Genomic DNA, 24,394 nt, shown 5'->3' on the forward strand with positions numbered 1-24,394 from the left:
CTATATTTAATAGGATAAACCTATTGTATGATCCCTCAATTTCCTAATTTTTCCGAAGAGAGCTTGAAGGTAATATCGGTTTGTCCAGTGTGTAACACTAAATACAACCCGATTAAAGCTCAAGTTCTTGAGGAGCAAGACGGTGCGCATCTGGTGTATATCAAATGCAACAAATGCCATTCGTCTATCATAGTGCTAGTCATGACCAACAGCTTAGGTGTTAGTTCGGTAGGTTTAGTGACCGATTTAAACGGAGAAGACGTATTAAAATTTAAATCATCTGATTCAGTGTCCGTGGATGATGTGATTGAAATGCATGACGCGGTGGCAGCGAATCAATTAGAATTAGATAAATTATAATCAATGGAAAAGCTTTCTATTAAAGCGGAGCCGCGCGAGGTTACCGGCAAACAGAATAAAAATATAAGAAACCAGGGTAAAATCCCGGTTGTTTTGTATGGTCATAAAGTAGACAATCAAAATTTGATAGTGGATCGCAGCGCTTTCCACAAAGTTTATGCCGACGCCGGGGCAAGCACCTTAATAGATTTGATAGTAGACGCAGAAGAACCGCTTAACGTGCTGATCCATGATGTTCAATTTGACCCTGTAACTGAAGAGGTTGTGCACGCGGATTTATATAAAGTTAATATGAACGAAGAGGTTGTGGCCGAAGTGCCGATTGTTTTGACTGGCGAGGCGCCAGCGGTGAAAGCTTTAGGCGGGATTTTAGAAACAATTTTAACTGAGGTTTCAATTAAGTGTTTGCCTGGAGACTTGATCCATGAAATTAAAGTTGACGTTAGTGGCCTTAAAGAATTGAACGATAGCATTCGGGTAAAGGATTTACCGGTGCCTGGCACGGTCAAGATTCAAGCTGATCCCGAAGACTCTGTTACGATCGTCACAGAGCCCAAAGTTGAAAAAGTAGAAGCGCCGGTTGTGGCCGTGGGGGAAGAAGGCGAAGTTGCTGAAGGCGAGGCTGCTGAAGGTGAAAAGAAAGATGAAACTGGGGAAGGCGAAACTAAATCTGAAGCCAAAGATAAGGGCGAAGGCGGCAAGAACGAATAACGTTAATTGTTTATTTAAAATCCCCGTTTTAAACGGGGATTTTTTAGTAAGCTCTCGACAAGTTCAGACAATAAATTTTTTATACTCCGAGTAAGCGCAACGCAGTGAGAGATTTAGAGTTTTATTACCGCCGTTCGGTCAAGCCCGTCATTATCTTTATATACGCTCAATTCGCTTGGGTCTAATATACGTTCGATGTATTCACTCAAACCGCCGGCTTGCCCATGATTAAATTCTAACATGACATAGCTTGGTTTAGCAGGCAATGATGCGGTTTGATTTATTAAGCATTTAATCGTCTGCAGGCCGTCATCTCCACCCCAAAGGGCTAATTTGGGCTCAGCTTGGATAGTTGGTTCACCCAAATCGGTCGGTTTGAGGTAAGGTAAATTGGCGATTATAATATCTATTTTTTTAACTTTAATAGGTTCAAGCAAATTACCTTGCCAGAAAGACACTTTTTTATTCTTTGCCAAAGCCTGAGCGTTTTTTTGCGCCACGACTAAAGCCTTTTTTGAAATATCAGTCGCCAAGATGGTTGCTTTTGGTAAGTGGTGGGCCAAGGTGACCGCGATGCAGCCAGAACCGGTGCCAACATCAGCGATAGTTACTGTTTGATTTGGCCTAACCAAGGATAAAACATTTTCAATCATAAGCTCGGTCGCCGGCCGCGGCACAAGCACATTTTCATTAACGTAAAAGTTGAGTCCATAAAACTCTCGTTGTTTAGTCAAATATGCCACTGGTACAAATTTAGACCTGACTTTGATCAACGCATTAAATTTATCTATTTGTTTTTTGTGCATTACTGATTTAGGCTGACTCAGAATTTTTGAACGAGTTGAGTTTAAGACGTGAGCGAGTAAAATTTCAGCATCTAAAGCGGCTGTTTGAATATTTGCGCGCTTAAGTTTTATTGAGCCATCTTGCAATAAGTTATTTATTGTCATAATTTTGTCTCAGCCTCATGTAAAGCATCAACTATTGGCTGCAAATTGCCGTCAAGGATAGTAACGATATTATTCCAACTGTGTTTAATGCGATGGTCGGTAATTCTATCTTGCGGGTAGTTGTAGGTTCGAATTTTTTCAGAACGGTCACCTGAACCAATTTGTTTTTTTCTATCCGCCGCACGTTTTTGCTGCTGACTTTGTAATTGCGCATCGTATAATCGAGCTCGCAATACCTGCATGGCTTTAAGTTTATTTTGGGCCTGTGAGCGTTCATCTTGGCAGGCAACTACAGTGCCAGTCGGTAAGTGTGTAATGCGAACAGCAGAGTCGGTGGTGTTAACGCTTTGTCCGCCTTTACCGCCAGATCGGTAGACGTCAATTTTTAAATCTTCTGGCTTAATATCAATATCAACATCGTCAACTTCCGGCAATACGGCGACGGTCGCAGCTGATGTATGTACTCGGCCGCTTTTTTCTGTTTCGGGCACACGCTGGACTCTGTGCGTACCGCTTTCCAAATGTAGACATTGATAAACTTGCTCGCCTTTAATTTCAAATATTATTTCTTTAAAGCCGCCAATTTCATTCCGGCTACTTGAAATCACGCCGACTTTCCAACCCCGTTGCTCTGCGTAGCGCGAATACATCCGGTATAAATCAGCCGCGAACAAAGCCGCTTCATCGCCGCCAGTACCGGCTCGAATCTCCATAATAATATCTTTGTTAGCCATCGGATCTTCAGGTTTTAGCAGCTCGTCTAATTTTTGAAGCAAGCCTTCACGTTGCCCAATGAGAGTATTAATTTCCTCTTCGGCCAAAGTTTTTAAAGTCTCATCCTCGGAGCTTAACGTGTCTTTGGCTTCAGCCAATTTGTCCTCATTTTGTTGAAGTTCATTAATAACATCAACTGCTGGCTTTAGCTTTTGATATTCCTGAGATACGTTTTTCAGTTTGCTTGGATTGCTGCTTATATTAGGATTGGCTAAATCCTGCTCTAACTGGTTAAATCTGTTTAATATATTTTGAAAATTTTGTGGCATTTTGTAATTATACAAACAAAAAATCCCGATAACAATAGCGGGATTTTAAATTATTTCCGTTATTTTTCTTTGGCCGGTGCTTTTTCTTTTTTCACCCTTGAGCCTCGTTTAGCTTTAGCAACATCTTTGGCTTTACGTTTTGCGCGCTTGCTTATAGTTTTCGCAGAGGTCTTTTTCGATTGACGAGCAGAGAATTTTTCAACCCGGCGGGCCGTATCAATGATTTTTTGCTTGCCAGTGTAAAAAGGATGGCAATTAGAACAAATTTCCACGTGCATTTCTTTAAGGGTTGAGCCAACCTCAATCACATTACCGCACGAACAAATGATCTTAGCGTCTGAGTGATAGGTTGGGTGAATGCCTTTTTTCATAATGTCCAAAAGTGTATCAAGTAGTACTATTTTTGTCAATGCCTTTGAGGGGCGTAGAGAATTCCTTGACATATTTATATATCCATGCTATTCTCTTGACACCAAATTTAATTAATCCAAAAACACATACTCTCGCTCAACAATTCCTTGCTTGCCATGCCGAAGCTTAGGCGAAGGCTGGTCGAGTGCATTTGAGAGTAGAGGACTAAAGGAATTACCTATGCCAGATATCCCAAGCTTAATTGATTTATTAAAAGCCGGCGCGCATTTTGGCCACCGGCCAGCCAAGCGGCATCCTAAAATGTCGCCCTTTATTTTTGGCGTCAAAAGCGGTGTGCATATTATCAACGTTGAAATGACCCAGACCAAACTTAAAGAGGCGATGGATTACTTGGAAAATGTTGCAGCCCAAGGTGGTATGATATTATTTGTCGGCGCCAAAAAACAAGCTAAAGACATAATTAAAAAACATGCCGAGGCGTGCGGCATGCCCTATGTGACCGAACGCTGGCTTGGCGGTACGGTTACGAACTTTGACACCATCAGTAAACTTTTACAAAAGTATAACAAAATGGTTGACCAAAAGAAGTCCGGCGAATTAGGCAAGTACACTAAACGCGAACAGTTAGACATCACGCGAGAAATTGAAAAGCTCGGCGTAGCAGTCGGCGGCATCAAGGATATGAAGAAATTGCCCGATGCGCTTTATATTTGCGGCTTGAAAGAAGAAAAAACAGCGCTGCTTGAAGCAACCAAGAAAAAAATTCCGGTAGTGGCAATTACTGACACGAACACCAACCCGGATAAAGTTGCCTATCCCATTCCGGCGAATGACGATGCCGTGAAGGCAATTGAGTTAATTACCGGATTAATTTCCCAGGCGGTGGAAGCCGGAAGGCAAAAATATTTAGCTAAGAAGTCCATTGAAGATAAAAAAGTTGAAGAAGCTAAGTTAAAAGAAAAAGCAAATTCTTCGGCCGCCAGACAAGAAAAAGCCACCCCTAAAAAAAGTAAGCCGGCTGAAAAAAAAGTTCCGGCGAAATAAAATAAAGTTTTTTATGGCAATTGACACATCAACTATCAAACAACTCAGAGAACAAACCGGCGTTGGCGTGGCCGATGTTAAGTCGGCCCTGGAAGAAGCTCAAGGCGATACTCAAAAAGCGCTAGAAATTTTGAGAGTTAAAAGCGCAGTTAAAGCATCCAAAAAGGCGAGCCGCGAAGCCACCGAAGGTTTGGTGGCAAGTTACATTCACACCAACGGTAAAGTCGGCGTGTTAGTTGATGTCAGCTCAGAAACTGATTTTGTCGCCCGCAACGATGAGTTTAAGCAGCTGGTAAATGATATCGCTATGCACATCGCCGCCGCTGACCCACTTTATGTTAAGGCTGAAGATGTGCCCGCAGAAGTTTTAACCAAAGAAAAAGAAATTATAGCCGAACAGCTTAAAGAAGACGGGAAAACCGATGAGATGATTGCAAAAATAATGCCCGGAAAAATTGATAAGTATTATGAGGAAGTGTGTTTATTAAATCAGCCTTTTATCAAGGATGATTCAATGACCATTGCCCAGCTGATTGAACAAAAAATCGGCGCGTTGGGAGAGAAAATAGAAGTCAGACGTTTTGCGAGGTTTCAAAAGTAAATTTTTCAATTAATAAGTTAAGAGGCACTTGTGCCTCTTTTTTTGGTTGACTTTTATAGATAGGTAATTTAAATTTTATTCTTAAGAGGTGCCATGGTTTGTAATGGAAGGAGGGTCCATGGCTCGGAACCATAGGAACGGAAGATCTGAGAGGCGACGCGCACGCAAAGATGCGCGTAGGCGCGCGCGGCGCGCTAAGCGGAAGAAAAATAAGCCTACGCGTCAGTAGCGAGGCGTCAATTTTCCGTCACGGCAGGCATGTTCATTGCGAGCATGTCGGCCACTCAGTCTGTATATTGATTGCATGATGTGTTATACTATAGGATGTTTATAAATAAATTTTTTAATTAATATGTCAGTACGTATTGCAATTAATGGCTTTGGCCGAATTGGCCGCGCGGCATTGAAGGCCGCCTTGAATAATAAAAATCTTGAGGTAGTTGGGATTAATGATATTGTTGACAACAAAACTTTGGCGCATTTACTGCAATACGATACGGTTTACGGAGAATTTCCTGAAACAGTTCGAGCAACAAAAGATTCATTGATGATAGGCAAGAAAAAAATTCCGGTGAGTGAAGTTCGTAAACCTGAAAAATTGCCGTGGGGAAAATTAAAAGTTGACGTCGCGATTGAAAGTACTGGCGTATTCCGAAAAGCGGAAGATTTAAAAAAACATTTACAAGCCGGTGCCAAAAAGGTTTTACTGTCAGCTCCGGCTAAAAGCGGCGGTACTCAGACTTTAGTTTTTGGCACGCAAGAGACTAAAAAAAATCTTGGCCAGTCAGATATTGTTAATAACGCATCTTGTACTACTAACTGTATCTCGCCGGTAGTGCAAGTTTTGCATTCACGTTTTGGCGTTGAAAAGGCTTTAATGACAACAATTCACGGGTATACCTCGGATCAGCGTTTGGTCGACGCGCCGCATAAAGATTTGCGCCGCGCCAGGGCGGCGGCAGTGAATATAATACCCACAACGACAGGAGCGGCAATTGCCACCACGCACGTCATACCAGAGCTTAAAGGTTTGTTTGACGGCACAGCGATTAGAGTGCCGGTACCAGTTGGTTCAATTTCAGATATTACACTTTTACTTAAACGTAAAAAGGTGACGGTGAAACAAATCAACGATGAGTTTAAAAAGGCTGTTAATAATCCGCTTTATAAAAATATTTTGGAAATTACGAATAAACCAATTGTGAGTTCTGATATAGTGGGCAATCCGCATTCGGCGATTGTTGATCTTGAATTGACGCAAGTTGCCGGCGGCAATTTAGTTAAAGTCTTTGCCTGGTACGATAATGAGTGGGGGTATGCTAACCGGTTAGTAGAGATGGCCGAAGCCCTCGGTCGCCAAGCTTAGCTATGGCAACGGTTATCTTTGAAGAAAAAGTCCCTATCCATAGAATTTTTTCCGCCTTATTCACTTTGCTTGTGGCCGGCTCACTGTTAGCCTATTTTTATCCAAGCTTTTTAGGCGGGGAATTTAATGGCAATCAGGGCCGAACTTTTTTAATAGTTTTTGCTACGATAATTGCCCTAATCGGGTTGGCTTTTAATTCCTTGCGTATTGTTTTAACGGAGGAGTCTGTTAGTTTTGGATTTTCTATATTTAGAAAAAAAGTAGCCTTGCAAGACATCACATCCATTAAGGCTCAAAAATTTCGTTTTCGTGACTTTGGCGGCTATGGCATCCGCTTGGGCCGTCACAAAACTACTGGCTACATTGCCCATTCCAAAGACGGACTTAGAATTGAGACGACGGGCCGAAATTATTTTATTTCTAGCAATCGGGTGCAGGAGCTAACGCAGTTGCTTTCGGCTGCCGTAGACCAAGCCAAAAAAAGAGGTAGTCTGCGCTAATAGTAAGCAAGTTGCCATCCACAAAAAGCGGTGCTATAATTTTAACATGATAAAAGTTCAAGAATGGTTTAGCTTTGAATTTATGAAAATTATTCTTACACAGCAAGTAAGGTCTTTGGGCAAGCGAGGCGATGTCAAAGAGGTGTCTGATGGGTACGCCAGGAATTTTTTAATTCCCAAAGGCTTAGCCGCGCCGGCTACCCCACAAGCGGTCCAAGAAGTTGAAAGAAAAAAGAAAAAAGAAGCTAGAATCGCTGAAGTTGATTTGATTAAAACTGAAGAGCTGGCTAACAACTTAGACGGTAAGGCTTTTGAGATTAGCGCCAAAATTAACGAAGATGGGACATTATACGCAGCCATTTCTCCGGCCAAAATAGCCGCCGTGATTAAAAAAAACGGGCACAGCATTGCCGCAGATAATGTGATTATTAATGAACCGTTAAAAGAAGTTGGCGAGCACGAAGTTACTGTTTCACTCAATCACGGCCTTGAGGCGCGCGTAACTATCATTATCCATGGCGAAAACTAAAACTCATCGTTACATATTTGTGGTCGGGGGAGTCATGTCTGGTGTCGGCAAGGGTGTTGCGGCATCTAGCATTGGTAAAATTCTTCAAGCCCGCGGGTATAGCGTGACGGCGATAAAAATTGATCCGTACGTTAACGTCGACGCTGGCACCATGAATCCGACAGAGCACGGAGAAGTTTTTGTAACTGAAGATGGTGACGAAACTGATCAAGATATTGGTAATTACGAGCGTTTTTTAAATGTTGATATAATGCGTGATAATTACATGACCACCGGACGGGTGTATCAAAGCGTTATTCAAAAAGAACGTAACTTGGATTACAATGGCCAATGCGTGGAAGTAGTCCCGCATATCCCGCAAGAGGTTATCCGCCGGATTAAAAAAGCCAGCGCCAAAGCCAAAGCGGATTTTACAATTATTGAAATTGGCGGCACGGTAGGGGAGTATCAAAACATTTTATTTTTGGAAGCAGCCCGCATGATGAAAAACGAAACGCCGGATATGGTCAAGGTGGTAATGGTTAGTTATTTGCCGATACCTTTAAACGTTGGAGAGATGAAGACCAAGCCAACCCAATATGCCGTGAGAACTTTAAATTCGGCAGGTATTCAGCCGGATTTTCTTTTATGCCGCGCTGAACAACCCCTAGATAAGAAACGCAAAGAAAAGCTGCATATTTTTTGTAGCATTCCTGTTGACCATGTAATTTCCGCGCCGGATGTGGATAGTATTTATCAAATTCCGATTAATTTTGAAAAAGAAAAACTCAGCCTAAAATTACTTGATGAATTTAAGCTAAAAGCTAGAAAAAAGAATTTAGAAGATTGGCGGGCAATGGCCCGGCGCGCCGCCATTCAAAAACCCGAAGTTGCTATCGGCGTAGTCGGTAAGTATTTTGCGACCGGAGATTTTACCTTGTCTGATTCTTATATTTCTGTTATTGAAGCAGTCAAACACGCCGCCGCTGATAATAAAGTAAAAGCTAATTTAGTGTGGCTAGATGCTGAAGAAATTGAAAAGAAGGGGACCGGAGTGTTGAAAGATTTAGATGGCATTATAATACCACAAGGTTGGGGCTCGCGCGGCTCAGAAGGCAAGATTAAAGCGATTAAATACGCCCGGGAAAAAAAGGTACCATATTTTGGCTTATGCTATGGCATGCAAATGGCGGTCATTGAATTTGCTCGGAACGTAGCGAAGATGAAAGGTGCTAACTCTGAAGAAATTAATGCCAAAATCGCTTACCCGGTTATTCATATTATGCCCGAACAGCAGGAACTGTTGAAACAAAAACAATATGGCGGAACCATTCGCTTGGGCGCTTGGCCATGCAAATTAAAGAAGGGCAGTCGTATTCAAGAAATTTACAATAAAACCCGAGTGTCTGAAAGGCATCGCCACCGTTATGAAGTAAATAATAAGTTTAGATCTCGGTTAGAAAAGAAAGGTTTGGTGATAGCCGGAACTTCTCCGGACAATCAATTGGTTGAAGCGATTGAAATTAGCGACCATCCTTTTTTTATCGGGACTCAATTTCACCCCGAATACAAATCCCGTCCCTTAGCCCCGCATCCTTTATTTGTTGAATTTATTAAAGTGTGCTTGGCGACAAAATTGTAAATTAACATTTATAAAAATACTTTACCACCGGCAGACAGTGATGCCTGCCGGTGGTTTTGGTTCGCTGGGGCCTGGACAAAATTGGTTTGGTCCAAAAAGCTACCGGACCCCAGACGGGGATGGTAGCCGTTACCACGAGCGCGGTAACGAATATAGCCCCGAAGACTATCGTCCAGCAGCCAAGCGCAGCAGGAATAGCTAGCAAGTGCATCTGACACCCCTCCCTTTGTTTTAGAGCCTACCCCGAGATTTTGCCGAGGCGATTCATCAGGCGCTGTGCCTGTGGCCGCACTCGTTAAGATTAATTTCTAACACGTTTGATTTCTTATGTCAAAATAAAAAAACCGGCTAGTGCCGGAATTAAATTTCAAATAAGGGAGTTATTTTTTTGGAATGATATTAATGAATTTAGCCGATTCTAGCTTGCCAGTGTATTTCTTTATTTTTTTAGATGAAAATTTAACAATTCCATCAGTCACAGCAAATAAAGTATTGTCCTTGCCTTCGCGAACATTTAAGCCAGCCCTGACTGGCGTGCCATTTTGGCGTATTAAAATATTACCCGCCTTAGCTTCTTGGCCGGCGAATAATTTTACGCCTAAACGTTTTGATTGTGAGTCTCGCCCCAGGCGAGTACTACCGCCTGCTTTCTTATGTGCCATATAAAATAAAAAATAATGTGCCAATAATATACACCAAGGCCCTTCGCTTGTCAAGGCGCGTATTTCAATGTTATAGTCATTAGCGATAATTAATATAATTTTATGGGAGAAAAAATTAATTTTCCGAATATTTTTAGAGACTCCTTGGATGGGCCTAAGGGGCCTGGACGAGCAAAACGCAAGGATAATCTTTCGCCTCCAATAGTAGACAAACAGCCAGTCGATGAATTTCAGCAATCCTCACCTGAACGTAAACATCAAGAGCAGGTTCAAGACCAAACGGTAGAGAACCGTCTTAAAGGACGTACAAATATCCGGGCAGATCGCGAACCCAAGTTAGACAATAACCTCGCTCAAGAGCCCGGTAAGGGCGAAAACATTGATCGCTATGGTTAAATTTTTCCCTCTTTTGGTTATTTTTATTTTAGCGGGTTGTACACAAAAGGCGCCAAATATCTTAATTCATCAAAAAGACAGCCCGGCAAATACTAATTACGACACAAATTTACCCGTTATTGAAAGTGATCAAACTGTAAATGTTAAAGATGATGCAAGCCGGGAAGTAACTATTCCCGACAGCCCTAACGAAAAACCAGCCGTTGGAGTTGTTAATCCTAATAGTGAAGGTACGACTAAGGCAGCTCCAGGCAAGCCATTGGCCTCAGTTAGCTACCCTGTGCCATTTGCGCCGCAAGCTCCATACGCGGTTTGGGACGAAGTTCATGAGGAAACTTGTGAGGAAGCTTCCATGAAAATGGTCCAAGCTTATTTCGCGGGTGAGGACATAAGCGCGCATTTGATGGAGCAAAGCTTGATTAGCCAAGTTAAGTGGCAAGAGCAAAACGGCTACGGTGTTGATTTAACAGCTGATGAGGTGAAGCATATTTTAGAAAATTATTTTAACTTAAAAGCCGAGGTAACCCCCAATATTGACGCCATATCCTTAAAGAATTATTTAACTCAAGGTAAGCTTATAATAGTGCCAGCCGCCGGCAGGGAACTTGGCAATCCGTACTTTTCAGGCGCGGGGCCAATTTATCATATGTTAGTCATTCGCGGATATGATCAAACTCACTTTATTACTAATGATCCCGGCACTAAGCGCGGCGAAGGTTACCGCTACAAATACCAAACGTTAATTAACGCAATTCATGATTGGCCCAGGCATTTAGAAAATGACCAAGGCAAGGTGTCAGCTTCACAAATATTGCAGGGCCAAAAAGTTGTCGTCATTGTGGACAAGCCTTAGTTTGACACTCCTGAGGGAGGAAAGTATAATTTGTTTATGGCTAGTGATACATCAAAAATTGGCAAGGTCAAGGTGGTTCGCGATTTATGCATTGGCGCCGCTAGCTGCGTCGCTATCGCCCCTGACGCCTTTGAATTGGACGACCAAAATATCGCCGTGGTTAAAGAGCTAAAAACCACGGACCAAGAAACATTAATGTTAGCCGCTAAATCTTGCCCAACTAAGGCGATTATTGTTGAGAGCGAAGAGGGCAAGCAGCTTTTTCCGTAATTTAGTTAAAAGCTGACTTGCGGCGAACGCACCTCAGACGGTGCAATAATAAACAGGTTAGGAGTCGAAGTGGAAATTGAAGCCGGCGCTTCAGTTTTTTTATTAATTGAGTTGATAATCTCCTCAAAATCTTTTTGTCTAAGTCTTTCCGACACAACTTCTGGCCGTAGAGCTATGATTTCTTGAGAGTAAGTTAGCACTTGCCAGAAATTTTTATACATAAAATAACTAAAGTATGTAAAGATTGAAGCCATAATTAAAACCAGTAGATAAATTATCAGCTTACGGCTAATACGAAATTTAAAACTAATTTTTAAATTCATTTTTTTCATTTCGGTAAGATAAATGATTCAGTCCTAAGCAACGCCTTGACAACATTTGCATCGCTAACGTTAGCAATTGTTAGATTAACTTGTTTAGCGTTCATATAAACACTTAAAGACTCCAAGGCAACTAGGTAATTTAACATATTGTAGTAATTTCCCTCTAGCACTTGGGTTAATCTAAATTGGTTATTGGCCGGGGGTTCAGCTTGGAGCGTTTGAATTATTCTGTGCTGGTCGGCGATGCGTTCAAGCTCAGAGCTAAATTCAGCCTCGGCGCCGCTAGCAATAAATACAGAATCCAAAATAATTTTTTGTTCGCGAATTTCTTCCAGCGCCCGAACAGTTTCGTTAAGCCTTTGGCCGGCTTGGTATTTGCGTTCTAGCTCAGCCCGTTCATCATTAATTAAATTACTTAAATGCATAACTTCTTGGGCTGTTGGAAGTAAAATAAAAAATACCACGCCCACGGTAAAAAGCATAAAGAAAGCAATTGTTAAATAAAATTTCTGCTTAACGTTCATATTTGTGATTCAGGAAAAATTTTGATAATAATATCCAAATTAAAATCAATGTTATTTTTCTGAAAATTAGCGCTAAACGGCTCTTCCACTGTCTCAAAATAACCCAAATCGTTTAGTCCGCTGACTAAGTTTTTCAAATCCTCGCGTGTGGGCGCAAACCCGCGAAGAGTAATTTCTTTGTTCTCGACATCAATTTGTAAAGCCTCTAGCCGGATACTTAATGGCATAGAATTTATAATTTCAATTAAAAATTGACTAACCGGAACGTAATCCTTTTGGATCGAGGCAATTTTAGTTAATTCTGCGTTGATGGTTTTTATTTCTTGGCTAAATTTATTACTGTGGGTAGACACTAAGGTGTTGTTCTCAATTTCACCATAATAGGCATTCTCTAAAATGGCTCTGGCTAAAAGCACTAAAATACTTAAGGCAATAACAAAGATGAGGAAAGCAAAAATAATATTTTTGATGAATACAAAATAGTACAATATTTTTAATTCTTGTTTTTTGTTTGGCGATAACAAATTTAATGTAATCATATTATGCGTTGCCTCTTAGCGATAGGCCAATGGCCGTATTAAACGATTGAATTTTATGTTCGGGCAAGGCTTTTGGGACAACAATATTATCTTTCAGGGCGGCAATTTTTACGTTGATATTTAATTTTTCTTTCAACACGTTGTCAATGTTTAAAAAATTGGAGCCGCCACCGGTTAATATAACTTGACTGATAGCGTGGGCGTGGTCGTAGTTGTTGGCGTAAAAGTCCTGGGCGTCTTTAATTTTTGCGGCTAAAAGTTCAATGTTGTCATGTAGCACTTTACGAAGAGCGCCTTTACATTTTTTTTCATCCAGGCCACACACAATTTTTGCCTCTTCAGCTTTGGTACTATCGATTTTTAAAGTGTCCGCGATAGTTTTGGTAATCGCGTCTCCCGATATCGGTAAGCTAATCGTCAATTGCACCAATGATTCATCATAGACAAATAATCCCGTACGACTGGCACCAAAGTCAATGACAATGCTTGGCGTTTGTTCAGCTTGGGATTGAAAAAATATGCCACGGGTGAGAGCGGCGGCCTCGACCTCTAAGGCAAGCGGGATCAAATTGGCGTCTTCGATTAACTTAGTGTAATCATCGACAATTTTTTTTGGAGCTACGCCAATCAATACTTCTATTTTTTTTTCTTGTTTGCCGCCATGGACTAACTGCCAGTCGTAGTACACTTCCTCAATGGAGTATGGAATATGGTTAACCATTTCGCTTCGAATAGTCTCGTCCATATTATCTTTGTCGGTTTGGGGAACGGTAATAACTTTTACGTAAGTTTTTGGTTCAGGCAAAACGCTCACGATCCGATCTGTTTTTATTTTGCTGCCCTTGGCCCCGCTAACTAAATCTTTAATCGCGGCGACCGCCTTTTTAGCATCTTTAATCTCACCATTAACAATTTCACCGGCCGAAAGTTTTTTATCGTTATATGATTTAAGGATCGCTTTTTTGCCGGCACGCTCAATTACCGCTAAACGAATGGCGGTATCTGAGATATCTAAACCTATAACAGCGGGCTTGATTGGCATAACTTAATAACTTTCACCAGGCAATACTTCTTCCCAAGAAATAAATTCAAAATCACCGGTCGTCGGGAAAGAAGGCGGGGGGTTATAAATTAAATTGTTATCGAATTGTAAGTTGCGGTTAATATAGCCTGAACAATGATAACCACAGTCCCAAGCAAAGCCGTAACGTTCGTAGCTTACTAAAGAACCAAATGTAGTAATGGTGTCGCGAATATAATCCGAGGAGCTGCACGAGGAAGCGTAGTATTTGCGCCCAATTTTTCCTTTCTGGGCAATTAAAGCGCCATCAATCCTTAGGTCATCTTCGCTATAGAGCCCAACGCTGATGTCGTTTTGGGCAATTAATCCTATTATATCGGATCCGTCATAATTAGTATAGGTTAAATCATTATTAATCCAAATGTTAGCATCGCCGGAGGCGAGCGGATCCTCAGCGGCAACTAATGTTACGCTTTGTGCGTTGATAGTCCCGTCGACCCAAACATTATCTTTTACAAAAATTACTCCGTTAGATGGGATTGAAGCGGTCGTCCAATTACCCACATAGCTTGTAATCAAACCCGTGCCCTCCCAACCGAATTGACTTGAGGAATAACATGAGGTAGTGGTTTTGACTTTGCGATATTGAATTTGGCCATTACCTAAAAATTGGACGTGCCAGCCTTGTTGATTTGATTTGCTAATAACTAAGCCCGCCACGTCTTCAAGCACGGCTAAATCTAAAGTAATCCCGTTAAAATCTACCGGGGCGACTGGAAATTCGCGGCCACCAGCAAAAACATCCGCCCGTACGGGCACGCTAGCTGGCGGCAGAGGATCAGTCGGGTCAACATGAGTGTGCACACCAAATTCATTCCCGCCAGAATGGTCAGGGTCGTTATAGTCGGCTTTAGCGGATGTAACTACATTGTTAGCTACACCGTCAAATCTAACTCCTCCGTTTGAATGAACCGGCCCGTTAATCACAGTCCCTTCGCCAAAGCGCACATCGTTGTTCACGGCCACCGCGAATTTGGCCCACGATTGAGCACCATACCTAACGGCGATGCTTCTGGCACTGCCCGGAACTTCTGGAATGTGGCCAGTTGATTTTATGGTGACAATAGTTGAACCTGAAGTCGGGGGAGTAATTTCTAAGATAAACTCACCGACAATGTCATTATTTGGATCTGAGTAAGTATGTACGTAAGGACCGCATGTTGGGTCGCAGGCGGTAGGGGTGTTGCCATCATAATAATCGGTCGGATCATGGGCTAGGTGCCAACGGTAATAATTAGCACCAGCCTCCGCGATGTGTAATGCGGCCGCCTGTGCTTTTTTTAGCCTTTCCAGGCGTTGCTGGTAAGTTACCAGTGATAAAATACCGGCGGCAATTACCACAAACACGGTAACGAAAATCATAGTCATGACCAAAACCGCTCCTTGCTGTGACTTTGATTTTTTAATTATAAATCTCATCTATAAATTGTCCTTTAAATTTCTAATCGTTGTGCTAGATTCAAGTTCCGCCGGATTTGGGGCTTTGGTTGGATCAATATTAATTTTAAGATAAGTTTTAACAAATTTAATATCGTCAACTTCAACCGGTTGGGTTAGGGGATTTGACACTTGATCCGCTGGCCAGTCTTCGTTGTAGTAGTAAAATATTGGATCTGCGCCATTGCGTACATATTCTGACAAAATTGAAATCACTTCGTTGCCAGATGGATAAGTTCCCGGCACGCCGACTGGCTCAATAACGCCCTTTTTTAAATCCGTACCGTCTAAAAAATATCTTATGCGCTCGGTTTCTTGGTCGATATCCAAATCGCTATAAAAAATCAATTCTTGGGCGTCGGCCGCGCTAATCGGAAACGAGCCATTTTCTGAAGTGCTGGCCTCCCTGATTTCTTTAATCATAAATTCCACTCCGCGCCGCGCGTTATTTAACGCTTCGTTTTGTTCATTCGCAAAGCTATTAACGCGCAGGCCTTGGATAATAACACTGGTTACTACCACTGAAGCGGTCGTAAAAATTGAAATTACAACAACTGCCTCTAGCAATGTAACTCCTTTATGATTCAACATTTAAATAAACTTTTAAGGTTGAGTTTGGGTTTAGGCTGACCGGGCTAACTGGGTCACTTGAAATTAAGTTGAAGCCAAAACCTGGCTGCACCTCAATAAAGTACGGATCCCATTCCATATCATTTAAGATCAATGATCCCGACCCGTCAGTTGATACATTTTGATCATATTTGTAAATCACGGGATTATTGCCAATTTGTTTAGTGGTGTGAATTCTTAATGGCACGTTGGCAACTGGGACTATACTACTGGGGTCGCCGTTAACGATTACCGCTTTGATATCCCAATCTCCACCGCTATCATCTTCCCAAGTAACTGCTAACAAATCATTCGCTGTGGTGGCCGCGTCTGGCCTACGTTGACCCCCCCCGCTTACAACTACCGGAAAATCAAAAGGCAAAAGTTTATTGCCAGCGCTATCAATCATTTGTCCATAGATGTCATAATTGCCATTACGAAGATCTTGCCAAACTACGTATATTTGCTCGTTGCTATCAATTGCTATGACCGGGCGTTCTTGCGGGGAAGCGTCAGTATTTGAATTAACCAACACGTCATTGGCCCAAATTTTTGCGCCGCTGTCATCAAATTTTTGCAAATAAATATCATCATTACCGCTACGGCCATCTTGCCACGTTACATAAAAATACAGGTTTGAAGTTCGGCTCATGGCGATTCGTGGGTTAATTTGCCCAAACGATGAATTTTCGCTATTCAATTTTATATCAGGCGACCAAAGCAAATCGCCGTCACTATTTACTCGTTGGCTGTAAATATCAAAATCTCCGTTGCGATCATCTTGCCAAACGATAAACAAATTGTCATCGGCATTAATAGTTAGGTCGGGTAATTCTTGTAAGCCAGTGCCTGACCCAGATCCTGAGTTAGTATTAACTTTAACCTCCGGGACCCAAACTTGGGTGGTATCATTATTGAGTTTTTGTAAATATATGTCTGATAAACTATCACGGTCGTCCTCCCACGTAATAAACAATGCATCGCCAGTGGCATTAGCCACAATTCTTGGTTGGGTTTGGTCAGCGTTTGACGCATCTGTTTCTAACTTATTGTTACCACCAAGCAACTCATTGCCGTTAGTATCGTATTTTTCCATATGCACATCCAAATTACCATTCCGGTTATCACTCCATGCATAATAACTATTGCAACTACTGTCGGCCGCGATGTCAACATAGTCAGAGTTAGAGGCCGTTGAAATATCGATATCGTTTGGGTCACCCCATTGATGCGATTGCGTGGCGACATCATATTTTTGTCCGTGAATTTTACCTTGGCCGGTTAAAAAGTCTTGCCAGGCAAACACAATTTCATTCGACCCAAAGCATACAGCCATTGAGCCGTGCAGTTGATCGTCTAAGCCGACAGAGTTAACTATCCATTCTGTTGGCACGACTTGGCTAATGGTGGAAATATCGAGGGTGGCCAATAAATCAATTCCAAAGCTTACTTCAGTTAAGCTTGCCAAAACCACCGACGCGTGTGGGTTGGTCGGGACAGGATTACCCAACACGCAGTCGCTACCCGAACTATTTATGGCGCAAGTATAATCACTGCTGTAACCATCTTTTGTTACGGTAATTTCATAACTATCCTGTGACTCTGGCGTGCAGGCAAGCAAGACCACGCCAGTTGGACTGGAAGTCCGAGTTGTGTCAATAGTTGGGTTGGTAGAATTATTAACTACATGCACGGTGGCACCTTCTACTGGTAGGCCATTGGCATCAAAAACAATTATTCGTAAAGCCCCGCCGCCCTCACATGTTTCAAGGCCCCGGGGAGCAATATTGGTTACACTATAGATAGTTTGTGGGCCAAGCGGAGTATTCCAAGTCACACTAATTTTGGCTTGTTTGTAGTCGTTAGGAGCGGTATCCGCCGGCGTTACATCGTCGTAAGTGTCGTCAATATAAATAACTTGGGTATTAACGGCAAAGGTAATGCCATTTAAAACTAAATTTTCATTTTGTTCAATCGGCCCAGGCGGAACGCCGCCGTTAGTGCCAACTTCTTCATAGGATAAATTACGAATGATTTCAATTTTTTCATTGGCTAAGGCGATCGCGCTATTTCTTCCCTTGCTTAAAGCTAGCACTCTTAAAGCAAATTGAAACATGCCAATAATGCCTAAGCTCAGCATCGCCAATATACTCATTGAAATTACCACTTCAACTAGAGAAAAGCCAAAAATGTTTTTTTTGCGCATTAAAATACTTCGGCTAAAGAGTAAAGCGGGCCGATCACGGCTAATGCCATCATCGCGACTCCAATACCTAAAATAACAATTAACACCGGTTCGATGATGCTTGGTAAATTTTCCATGGTTCGCGTGACATCATCTTCGTAAAAAGTGGCCGCCTCAGTTAAAATGTCATCCAGCGTACCAGTTTCTTCACCAACGGTTATCATTTGAATCATCACTGGCGGGAACAAAGATGGATAGTTTGATAATGATTGATTAACCGCTACTCCAGTTTCAACTTTGCTCATGCTTTCAAGCAGGGCTTGGCGGTATAGTACGTTGCCAAGGACATGCGCCGTAATATCAAAACTTTTAACAATCGGGATATCGGTTTTTAGCAATGAACTAAAAGTCCTTGAAAATCTGGCCAAGTTAATCTTTTTCAAAATTTCTTTAACAATTGGTAAATGAAGTAATAGCTGGTGCCATTTTTTTCTGCCTTTTGGCCACCGTATAAAGGATACGAACGACACTATTAGAATTACTAATAACACCACTAAGGCGATGCCATTATTGTTTACAAATTTACTGAGCCAAATTAAAACTCTGGTGGGTAAGGGCAATTGCACGCTGACTTCTTCAAAGATGGAGATAAGGGTTGGAATGACATAAATTATCATCAGAATTCCGATTGCCACCATCATAGTTACAACGATTGCAGGGTAAATCATGGCGCCGCGAACGCGAGAAATTATTTCGTGATCTTTTTTCATTTGGATATACAGCTGCTCTAACACTTCTTCTAGCTTACCTGAAATTTCACCGGCCTTTATCATATTAATAAAAAGTTCACCAAAAATTTTTGAGTATGGAGTTAGGGCGTCGGATAAAGTATTGCCTTTTTCAACTTTTTTGTAGACATCGTGCATGATGGCTTTAAAGCGTTTGCTGGTGGTTTGTTCTTCAAGCGCTTTCAAGGCTTTGGCAAGCGAAATTCCAGTTTTAATCATTATCCCGAGTTGCTGTACAAAAAATAATTTTTGGGAAACCGGAATACGTTGCAATTGTTCAAATTGCTTATTTAACTTATCGACAACCTCCTTAATATTCATGTTTATTCTTTAGTCACTCTTAGCACTTCTTCAATCGTAGTAATGCCATTTTTAGCTTTAATAAAACCATCTTCCAGCATAGTCATCATTTTTTGCTCTCGAGCCAACTCAAAAAGCTTTTCCGGCGTGACTTTTTGGGTGATTGCCTCTTCAACTTTTCCAGTTATCTCTAAAATTTCAAAGATTCCTAAGCGACCCTTATACCCCGTATCATTGCATTTTTTGCACCCTTTGCCTCGGTAAAATCGTAAATTTTGAGTTTTTTGCTTGCCGGAATCAACTACGCCTTCTTGCGCAAGCATTTTGACTAAGTTGCTGAAAGCCACCTGCTTTTCTAAAGTGTCAATTTCTTTTTGAGTTAAAGTGTAGCTTTCAATGCAATCCCGGCAAATTTTCCTGACTAGTCTTTGGGCCACAACTATATTAGTCGTACTAGCAAGTAAAAAGTTTGGAATATTCATATCCGCCAAGCGCGGCATTGTGGTAACCGCGTCGTTGGTGTGGAGAGTAGACAACACTAAGTGCCCGGTCATAGCGGCATGTACAGCAATTTCAGCCGTTTCTTGATCGCGGATCTCTCCAACCATAATAATGTCTGGGTCTTGGCGCAAAAATGATCTTAAGCCGGCGGCAAAAGTAAAATTAATTTTATTATTAACTTGGCTTTGGTTGATGTGAGGCATGCGATATTCTATTGGATCTTCAATCGTGCAAATATTGACTTCTGGCTTATTCAGCATGTTTAAAATCGTGTATAAAGTCGTGGTTTTGCCAGAGCCGGTTGGCCCGGTGACTAAAAGCATGCCGTTAGGTTTGGTGATGTTTCGCTTTACAATATCCAACGCCTTTTTTTGAAAACCCAATTCGTCCAAAGTTAAAAGCTGATTTTTTTCATTTAGCAAACGCAAGACCACCTTTTCCCCGTCGTAAGTAGGCGTTATTGAAACGCGGAATGACACTTTATATTCGTTGGTAGAAATTTTAAATCTGCCATCTTGCGGCACCCGATGCTCATCTAGTTTTAAATTTGATAAAATTTTTATTCTAGCCACAACGCCTGGGTGGACTGATTTTGGTAGCGTCATAACTGTGTGCAAAATTCCGTCAATGCGGTATCTAACTGACACTTCCTTTTCGCTAACCTCAATATGTATATCAGAAGCACCCTCAAAAATAGCGTACTCAAGCAAAGTATCAACAATTCTGATGACCGGTAAATCTTGAGCTAGCTCTTCTAGCTCTTTGCCGGCTACATCTTCTCTCTGGTCATCTTTTTTGTCGCCAGAAGTGATTTCAGCAAACTCTGCCTCAAGTCCCTTATGGTAAAGCTTTAAGGCTTCGCGCATGTCTTCAGGGGTGGTGATGGAGATGGCAATTTCTAGATTTGTTTTTTTTCTTAAAAACTCAAAGATTTCTAAATCCTTGGGGTCTAAGGTGGCAACACTAAGAGTTTTGTTGTCTTTATCAAAGGTAATGACTTGATGAGTTTGGGCGATCGGTTCGGGGATGACAGTTAGAATATCTTTTCGAATGTTTTTGTCTTTTAAGCTAATAAACGGCAATTTATAATAATCAGCTACCGCGTTATATAGATTAGCGCTGGTCAGAATTTTTTTATCTAACAGGTATTCCTCAACCTCTTTATTGTCTTTTTTAGCGGCTTTTTTGTGGGCGGCAAATTCTTCGCTGCTTAAAACATTTTGCGAGGTCAGAATTTTTTGTAAATCTTTTGTGTTGAACATTTTTGATGTTAGTTCTGCCATATTATACCACAAAATTATTGCATTAGACAATAAAAGCTTTTTTAATTATAATGATTTATGATTAAGCTCATATGCTTACTACCGAATTTGTTAAAAGGCAAATAAAAAAGCATCCCCGTACTACTGCTATAATCGGTAGTACGCTTTTGTTAAATGCAAGTTTGTGGTTTGAGGCACTTGTCGTTTTTATGTCTCGTGTTGATTCAGTGCCGCTACACTACACAATTTATTTTGGTATTAATAGATTGGGCCCTCCGGTTCAATTATTTGTCATCCCGATAGTGGCGAGTATTTTATTTATCATTAATAGTATATTTAGTTTCTTCGTGTCTGACACTAACCGTCCGTTGGCAATATTGCTATTAATCTTTACATTGTGTTGGCACGCCCTATTGTTGTTATCGTTTAGCATTATGATATACAAATACTATGGACAATTTTTTAGTAGTTAAAATATTTAGTTTAACTACGCTGGCTTTCGTGGTAGCGATTTTGTGGACCCCCATATTAACCCATTACTTATATAAGTATAAGCTTGGCAAAAGTATTAGAAATGCCCCTAACGCGCCTATCTTTTATAGTCTGCATGCTAAAAAGGCGGGTACGCCAACGATGGGCGGGATTTTAATTTGGGTAACGGTTTTAGTTATTACCGGGCTAGTCGTTTTTTTAGACCAATTTATTGGCGGCGTGTTTACGCATTTAAATTATTTTTCACGTTCAGAGACTTTATTGCCGCTTGGCGCAATGGTGGCCGCAGCGTTAGTTGGCTTAGCCGATGACTTGATTGATGTCCGCGCTACCCGCCAGGAAAGGGGCGGATTGAGAGTGCGCCATCGCTTGCTAATTTACGGGCTGATTGCATTAGTCGGAGCGTATTGGTTTTTCTTCAAACTAGATTGGAGCATTATTCACGTGCCTTTTTTTGGCAATTTTGAGATTGGCTGGTGGTATATCCCGTTTTTTATTTTTGTAATTGTGGCAACTGGTTTTTCCGTTAATGAAATTGATGGGCTCGATGGATTGGCTGGCGGTACGCTACTAACCGCCTTTGCCGCCTACGGCGCGATCGCCTTTGTCCAAGAGCGCTACGATTTAGCGACCCTCTGCGCTGTTATCGTCGGGGCCCTTTTAGCTTTTCTATGGTTTAACATCAATCCGGCTAGGTTTTTTATGGGCGACACAGGCTCGATGTCTTTGGGTGTGACTTTAGGTATTATTGCCATGCTGACTAACGCTGCTTTGTTATTGCCTATTATTGGTTTACTATTTGTCGCAGAATCCGGATCAGTAATTATCCAACTAACAAGTAAAAAGTTATTGGGTAAAAAAATTTTTCGCTCAACACCAATTCATCATCATTTTGAAGCCATGGGCTGGCCGGAGCCAAAAATTGTGATGCGTTTTTGGGTGGTTAGCGGGGTGGCCGCAGTGGCTGGTTTAATAATATTTTTAATTGATAAGTTGTGATGTTGAATTCATCGTTCCTATCTACTTATCAAAATTTGCACTATAGTTTATCAACTCGAGCTGATGGTGATTTTAAAAAAAACATCATAAATGAAACTTATTACTTTAAAAAGAGAAGAGTTCCAAAAAGCCGCGTCGTTTTAGCCGGCACTGTTCACGGCAGTAATGTAAAAATTGTTAACGGCATATCATCACCCAAGATTGCCAATGTTGACGGATTAATTACTCAGATGCCTAGTTTATTTTTGGGCGTTTCGGTGGCTGATTGCTTGCCGGTTTATTTTTACGACCCGATTAAAAAAGTTTGCGGCATTGCCCATGCGGGTCGAAAAGGCTTAATTCGGGGTATTTTGCAGACGATGGTCAATGCTTTTCGGCAGGCTTGTGACGTTAATCCGGCCAGTTTAGTTGTTTTTATTGGTCCGGGAATCGAAGCTTGTCACTACCAGGTTGGGGAAGCGGTGGCTAAAACTTTACCGAGCGCTTTTTTACGCAGTAACCAAAGGTCGCATTTTGCCGATTTAAAAAGCTTTGCTCGGTTTAATTTAATTGAAGCTGGCGTGCCGACTCATTCAATTGAGGTGAGTGATATTTGCACCCATTGTCACCCAAATTTACACTCTTTTAGACGTGACAAAACTAACCCAATACAATCTATGCTGGCATTAATCGGATTATATGAAACGTTTTAAAAATAAAAAAATTACAGTGATGGGCCTTGGTCTTCATGGCGGGGGCTTAGCGGTAACTCGTTGGCTCGCTGAAAGGGGGGCAGATTTAACCGTAACTGATTTGAAGAGCAAAAGTGAACTTAAGGAGTCTTTAGATAAACTAAAAAAATACAAAAATATTAAATTAATTTTAGGGCGACATCGAAATGCCGATTTTGTAAATTGTGAAATGGTTATAAGAAATCCGGCTGTACCCAACAATTCAAAATATTTAGCTTTAGCTAAAAAAAGCGGCGCGGTTGTCCATAACGAGGCATCACTTTTCTTTTCTCTAATTAATTCGGCGAAAATTATTGGCATCACTGGCACTCGGGGGAAGTCAACTACGGCCTCACTTTTGGGAAATATTTTAAAAAAGCATGGGTACAAAACATTAGTCGCCGGCAACATTGGCACTTCCGCCATGTTTGATAATTACTATTCTGCGCGCCAGGCCGATTTTGTGGTCTTAGAACTATCCTCTTGGCATTTGGAAGACATGCATGAACATAAGCAAAGTCCGCACATCGCAATTATTACCAATTTGTTTCCTGAACATTTGAATCGATATGCCAGCTACTCAGCTTACAAAAAAGCGAAAGCTCACATTTTAGCTTGGCAGTCTAAAAAAGACATGGCTTTGATAAATTACGATAATAACGACTCCAGGCAACTAGGTAAGCTAGTTTTGGGTAAACGCATTTGGCTATCCCGAAAATTTTTGCCAGACCAAAATGCAATTTTTATAAAATCCGGGAATGTTAAGCTTAGATTAGACGGCCGTGAGTCTAATTTACTCAGTCTAAAAATTATGCCCTCAGGTTGGCAATTGATGCTCGCTAATTATTTAGCCGCCATGGCGGCCGCGAGGATATTAAATGTGAGCCCTTATAGTATTCGCCGCGGGATTAAAACTTTCAAGGGCGTGCCGCATCGCTTAGAGTTTATTGGAGATAAAGACGGCGTAAAATTTTATAATGATTCTGCGGCATCTTCGCCAGAGGCGACGATTTTAGCTTTGAGAGCCTTGGGCGGAAGAACGAGGAAAATAATTTTAATTGCCGGCGGTTCAGATAAAAAATTAAATTTTACTAACTTAGCAAAAGAAATTAAAAAATTTGCTAAAGCCGTAGTGTTATTTCAGGGAGAAGGGGGAACTAAATTGCGGCAGGCTTTAAAGAGAGTTAAAATGAATTCCCCGATTAAAACAAATCAAACCTCAATGCAGTCAGCGCTAAAAAACGCTATGGCTTACGCCAAGCCCGGCGATATTGTTTTGTTATCTCCCGCGTGCGCTTCCTTTGGCTTATTCACAAATGAATTTGATCGCGGCCGACAATTCGTTGGGACGGTTAAAAGTTTATAA

Annotated in this window: 27 protein-coding genes; 14 read left to right on the forward strand and 13 right to left on the reverse strand. The window is 41.4% G+C overall.

The annotated features are described in order from the left end of the window. Window positions 1-27: 27 nt before the first annotated feature. A complete protein-coding gene (locus tag COT81_00250; GenBank protein ID PIS05579.1) occupies window positions 28-360 on the forward strand; it encodes a hypothetical protein in 333 nt (110 codons plus the stop codon). A gap of 3 nt (window positions 361-363) precedes the next feature. Beyond that, window positions 364-1,071 carry a 50S ribosomal protein L25 gene (locus COT81_00255; protein ID PIS05580.1) on the forward strand — a complete coding sequence of 236 codons (708 nt, stop codon included), beginning with the start codon at window positions 364-366 and terminating at the stop codon, window positions 1,069-1,071. A gap of 113 nt (window positions 1,072-1,184) precedes the next feature. On the opposite strand, the gene prmC is transcribed toward COT81_00255, so the two are convergent. Genes prmC through COT81_00270 form a run of 3 tightly spaced genes read right to left on the reverse strand, consistent with a single transcriptional unit; the run spans window position 1,185 to window position 3,435 of the window. Beyond that, complete coding sequence (prmC, locus tag COT81_00260) at window positions 1,185-2,021, reverse strand: peptide chain release factor N(5)-glutamine methyltransferase (GenBank protein ID PIS05581.1); 837 nt, start codon at window positions 2,019-2,021, stop codon at window positions 1,185-1,187. Next, on the reverse strand, window positions 2,018-3,064 hold the full coding sequence (locus tag COT81_00265; GenBank protein PIS05582.1) for a peptide chain release factor 1: 1,047 nt from the start codon (window positions 3,062-3,064) through the stop codon (window positions 2,018-2,020). Before COT81_00265 ends, prmC begins: the two co-directional genes overlap by 4 nt. 59 nt (window positions 3,065-3,123) lie before the next feature. Continuing rightward, on the reverse strand, window positions 3,124-3,435 hold the full coding sequence (locus COT81_00270) for a 50S ribosomal protein L31 (GenBank protein ID PIS05583.1): 312 nt from the start codon (window positions 3,433-3,435) through the stop codon (window positions 3,124-3,126). 220 nt (window positions 3,436-3,655) lie between these two features. Here COT81_00270 and rpsB point away from each other — a divergent pair, with 220 nt between their 5' ends. From rpsB to COT81_00300, 6 genes are all read left to right on the forward strand, one after another. Continuing rightward, on the forward strand, window positions 3,656-4,480 hold the full coding sequence (gene rpsB, locus COT81_00275; protein PIS05584.1) for a 30S ribosomal protein S2: 825 nt from the start codon (window positions 3,656-3,658) through the stop codon (window positions 4,478-4,480). Window positions 4,481-4,493: 13 nt separating this feature from the next. Next, window positions 4,494-5,081, forward strand: coding sequence for an elongation factor Ts (gene tsf, locus COT81_00280; protein ID PIS05585.1), 588 nt, complete (start codon window positions 4,494-4,496; stop codon window positions 5,079-5,081). 352 nt (window positions 5,082-5,433) lie between these two features. After that, entirely contained in the window at window positions 5,434-6,447 is a 1,014-nt protein-coding gene (gene gap / locus COT81_00285; GenBank protein ID PIS05586.1) for a type I glyceraldehyde-3-phosphate dehydrogenase, read from the forward strand. A gap of 2 nt (window positions 6,448-6,449) precedes the next feature. Then, a complete protein-coding gene (locus COT81_00290) occupies window positions 6,450-6,947 on the forward strand; it encodes a hypothetical protein (GenBank protein PIS05587.1) in 498 nt (165 codons plus the stop codon). A gap of 46 nt (window positions 6,948-6,993) precedes the next feature. Further along, window positions 6,994-7,476, forward strand: a complete 483-nt coding sequence (rplI, locus tag COT81_00295; GenBank protein ID PIS05588.1) for a 50S ribosomal protein L9 — start codon at window positions 6,994-6,996, stop codon at window positions 7,474-7,476. Further along, on the forward strand, window positions 7,463-9,097 hold the full coding sequence (locus COT81_00300) for a CTP synthase (protein PIS05589.1): 1,635 nt from the start codon (window positions 7,463-7,465) through the stop codon (window positions 9,095-9,097). The genes rplI and COT81_00300 overlap by 14 nt, the downstream gene beginning before the upstream one ends. 380 nt (window positions 9,098-9,477) lie before the next feature. On the opposite strand, the gene COT81_00305 is transcribed toward COT81_00300, so the two are convergent. Next, window positions 9,478-9,759 carry a 50S ribosomal protein L27 gene (locus COT81_00305; GenBank protein ID PIS05590.1) on the reverse strand — a complete coding sequence of 94 codons (282 nt, stop codon included), beginning with the start codon at window positions 9,757-9,759 and terminating at the stop codon, window positions 9,478-9,480. Between the two features lie 102 nt (window positions 9,760-9,861). Between COT81_00305 and COT81_00310 the strand changes: the two genes are divergently transcribed. Genes COT81_00310 through COT81_00320 form a run of 3 tightly spaced genes read left to right on the forward strand, consistent with a single transcriptional unit; the run spans window position 9,862 to window position 11,278 of the window. After that, on the forward strand, window positions 9,862-10,155 hold the full coding sequence (locus COT81_00310; protein ID PIS05591.1) for a hypothetical protein: 294 nt from the start codon (window positions 9,862-9,864) through the stop codon (window positions 10,153-10,155). Then, on the forward strand, window positions 10,148-11,008 hold the full coding sequence (locus COT81_00315) for a hypothetical protein (GenBank protein ID PIS05592.1): 861 nt from the start codon (window positions 10,148-10,150) through the stop codon (window positions 11,006-11,008). The genes COT81_00310 and COT81_00315 overlap by 8 nt, the downstream gene beginning before the upstream one ends. A gap of 36 nt (window positions 11,009-11,044) precedes the next feature. Next, complete coding sequence (locus COT81_00320; protein PIS05593.1) at window positions 11,045-11,278, forward strand: ferredoxin; 234 nt, start codon at window positions 11,045-11,047, stop codon at window positions 11,276-11,278. 5 nt (window positions 11,279-11,283) lie between these two features. Here COT81_00320 and COT81_00325 read toward each other — a convergent pair whose 3' ends face one another. The 9 genes from COT81_00325 to COT81_00365 are packed head-to-tail and all read right to left on the reverse strand — an operon-like array spanning window position 11,284 to window position 20,827. Then, window positions 11,284-11,610 (reverse strand): hypothetical protein, encoded by a 327-nt coding sequence (locus COT81_00325; GenBank protein PIS05594.1) that lies wholly within the window; start codon window positions 11,608-11,610, stop codon window positions 11,284-11,286. After that, a complete protein-coding gene (locus COT81_00330) occupies window positions 11,607-12,125 on the reverse strand; it encodes a hypothetical protein (protein ID PIS05595.1) in 519 nt (172 codons plus the stop codon). Before COT81_00330 ends, COT81_00325 begins: the two co-directional genes overlap by 4 nt. After that, a complete protein-coding gene (locus COT81_00335) occupies window positions 12,122-12,664 on the reverse strand; it encodes a hypothetical protein (protein ID PIS05596.1) in 543 nt (180 codons plus the stop codon). Before COT81_00335 ends, COT81_00330 begins: the two co-directional genes overlap by 4 nt. Window position 12,665: 1 nt before the next feature. After that, window positions 12,666-13,706 carry a hypothetical protein gene (locus COT81_00340; GenBank protein PIS05597.1) on the reverse strand — a complete coding sequence of 347 codons (1,041 nt, stop codon included), beginning with the start codon at window positions 13,704-13,706 and terminating at the stop codon, window positions 12,666-12,668. A gap of 3 nt (window positions 13,707-13,709) precedes the next feature. Then, entirely contained in the window at window positions 13,710-15,164 is a 1,455-nt protein-coding gene (locus COT81_00345) for a hypothetical protein (GenBank protein PIS05598.1), read from the reverse strand. Next, window positions 15,165-15,773: a hypothetical protein gene (locus COT81_00350; GenBank protein ID PIS05599.1), complete on the reverse strand. Its 609-nt coding sequence runs from the start codon at window positions 15,771-15,773 to the stop codon at window positions 15,165-15,167. Continuing rightward, complete coding sequence (locus COT81_00355; protein PIS05600.1) at window positions 15,760-17,997, reverse strand: hypothetical protein; 2,238 nt, start codon at window positions 17,995-17,997, stop codon at window positions 15,760-15,762. Before COT81_00355 ends, COT81_00350 begins: the two co-directional genes overlap by 14 nt. Continuing rightward, window positions 17,997-19,085, reverse strand: coding sequence for a hypothetical protein (locus tag COT81_00360; GenBank protein PIS05601.1), 1,089 nt, complete (start codon window positions 19,083-19,085; stop codon window positions 17,997-17,999). Before COT81_00360 ends, COT81_00355 begins: the two co-directional genes overlap by 1 nt. Window positions 19,086-19,087: 2 nt before the next feature. Continuing rightward, on the reverse strand, window positions 19,088-20,827 hold the full coding sequence (locus tag COT81_00365) for a hypothetical protein (protein ID PIS05602.1): 1,740 nt from the start codon (window positions 20,825-20,827) through the stop codon (window positions 19,088-19,090). Between the two features lie 450 nt (window positions 20,828-21,277). Here COT81_00365 and mraY point away from each other — a divergent pair, with 450 nt between their 5' ends. The 3 genes from mraY to murD are packed head-to-tail and all read left to right on the forward strand — an operon-like array spanning window position 21,278 to window position 24,394. Further along, complete coding sequence (gene mraY, locus COT81_00370) at window positions 21,278-22,318, forward strand: phospho-N-acetylmuramoyl-pentapeptide-transferase (GenBank protein ID PIS05603.1); 1,041 nt, start codon at window positions 21,278-21,280, stop codon at window positions 22,316-22,318. Continuing rightward, window positions 22,318-23,010: a peptidoglycan editing factor PgeF gene (locus tag COT81_00375; GenBank protein ID PIS05604.1), complete on the forward strand. Its 693-nt coding sequence runs from the start codon at window positions 22,318-22,320 to the stop codon at window positions 23,008-23,010. Before mraY ends, COT81_00375 begins: the two co-directional genes overlap by 1 nt. Continuing rightward, window positions 22,997-24,394, forward strand: coding sequence for a UDP-N-acetylmuramoyl-L-alanine--D-glutamate ligase (gene murD / locus COT81_00380; protein PIS05605.1), 1,398 nt, complete (start codon window positions 22,997-22,999; stop codon window positions 24,392-24,394). The genes COT81_00375 and murD overlap by 14 nt, the downstream gene beginning before the upstream one ends.

It is taken from the genome of Candidatus Buchananbacteria bacterium CG10_big_fil_rev_8_21_14_0_10_42_9, assembly GCA_002773845.1.
In the GTDB taxonomy this organism is placed as follows: Bacteria; Patescibacteriota; Patescibacteriia; order Buchananbacterales; family 21-14-0-10-42-9; genus 21-14-0-10-42-9.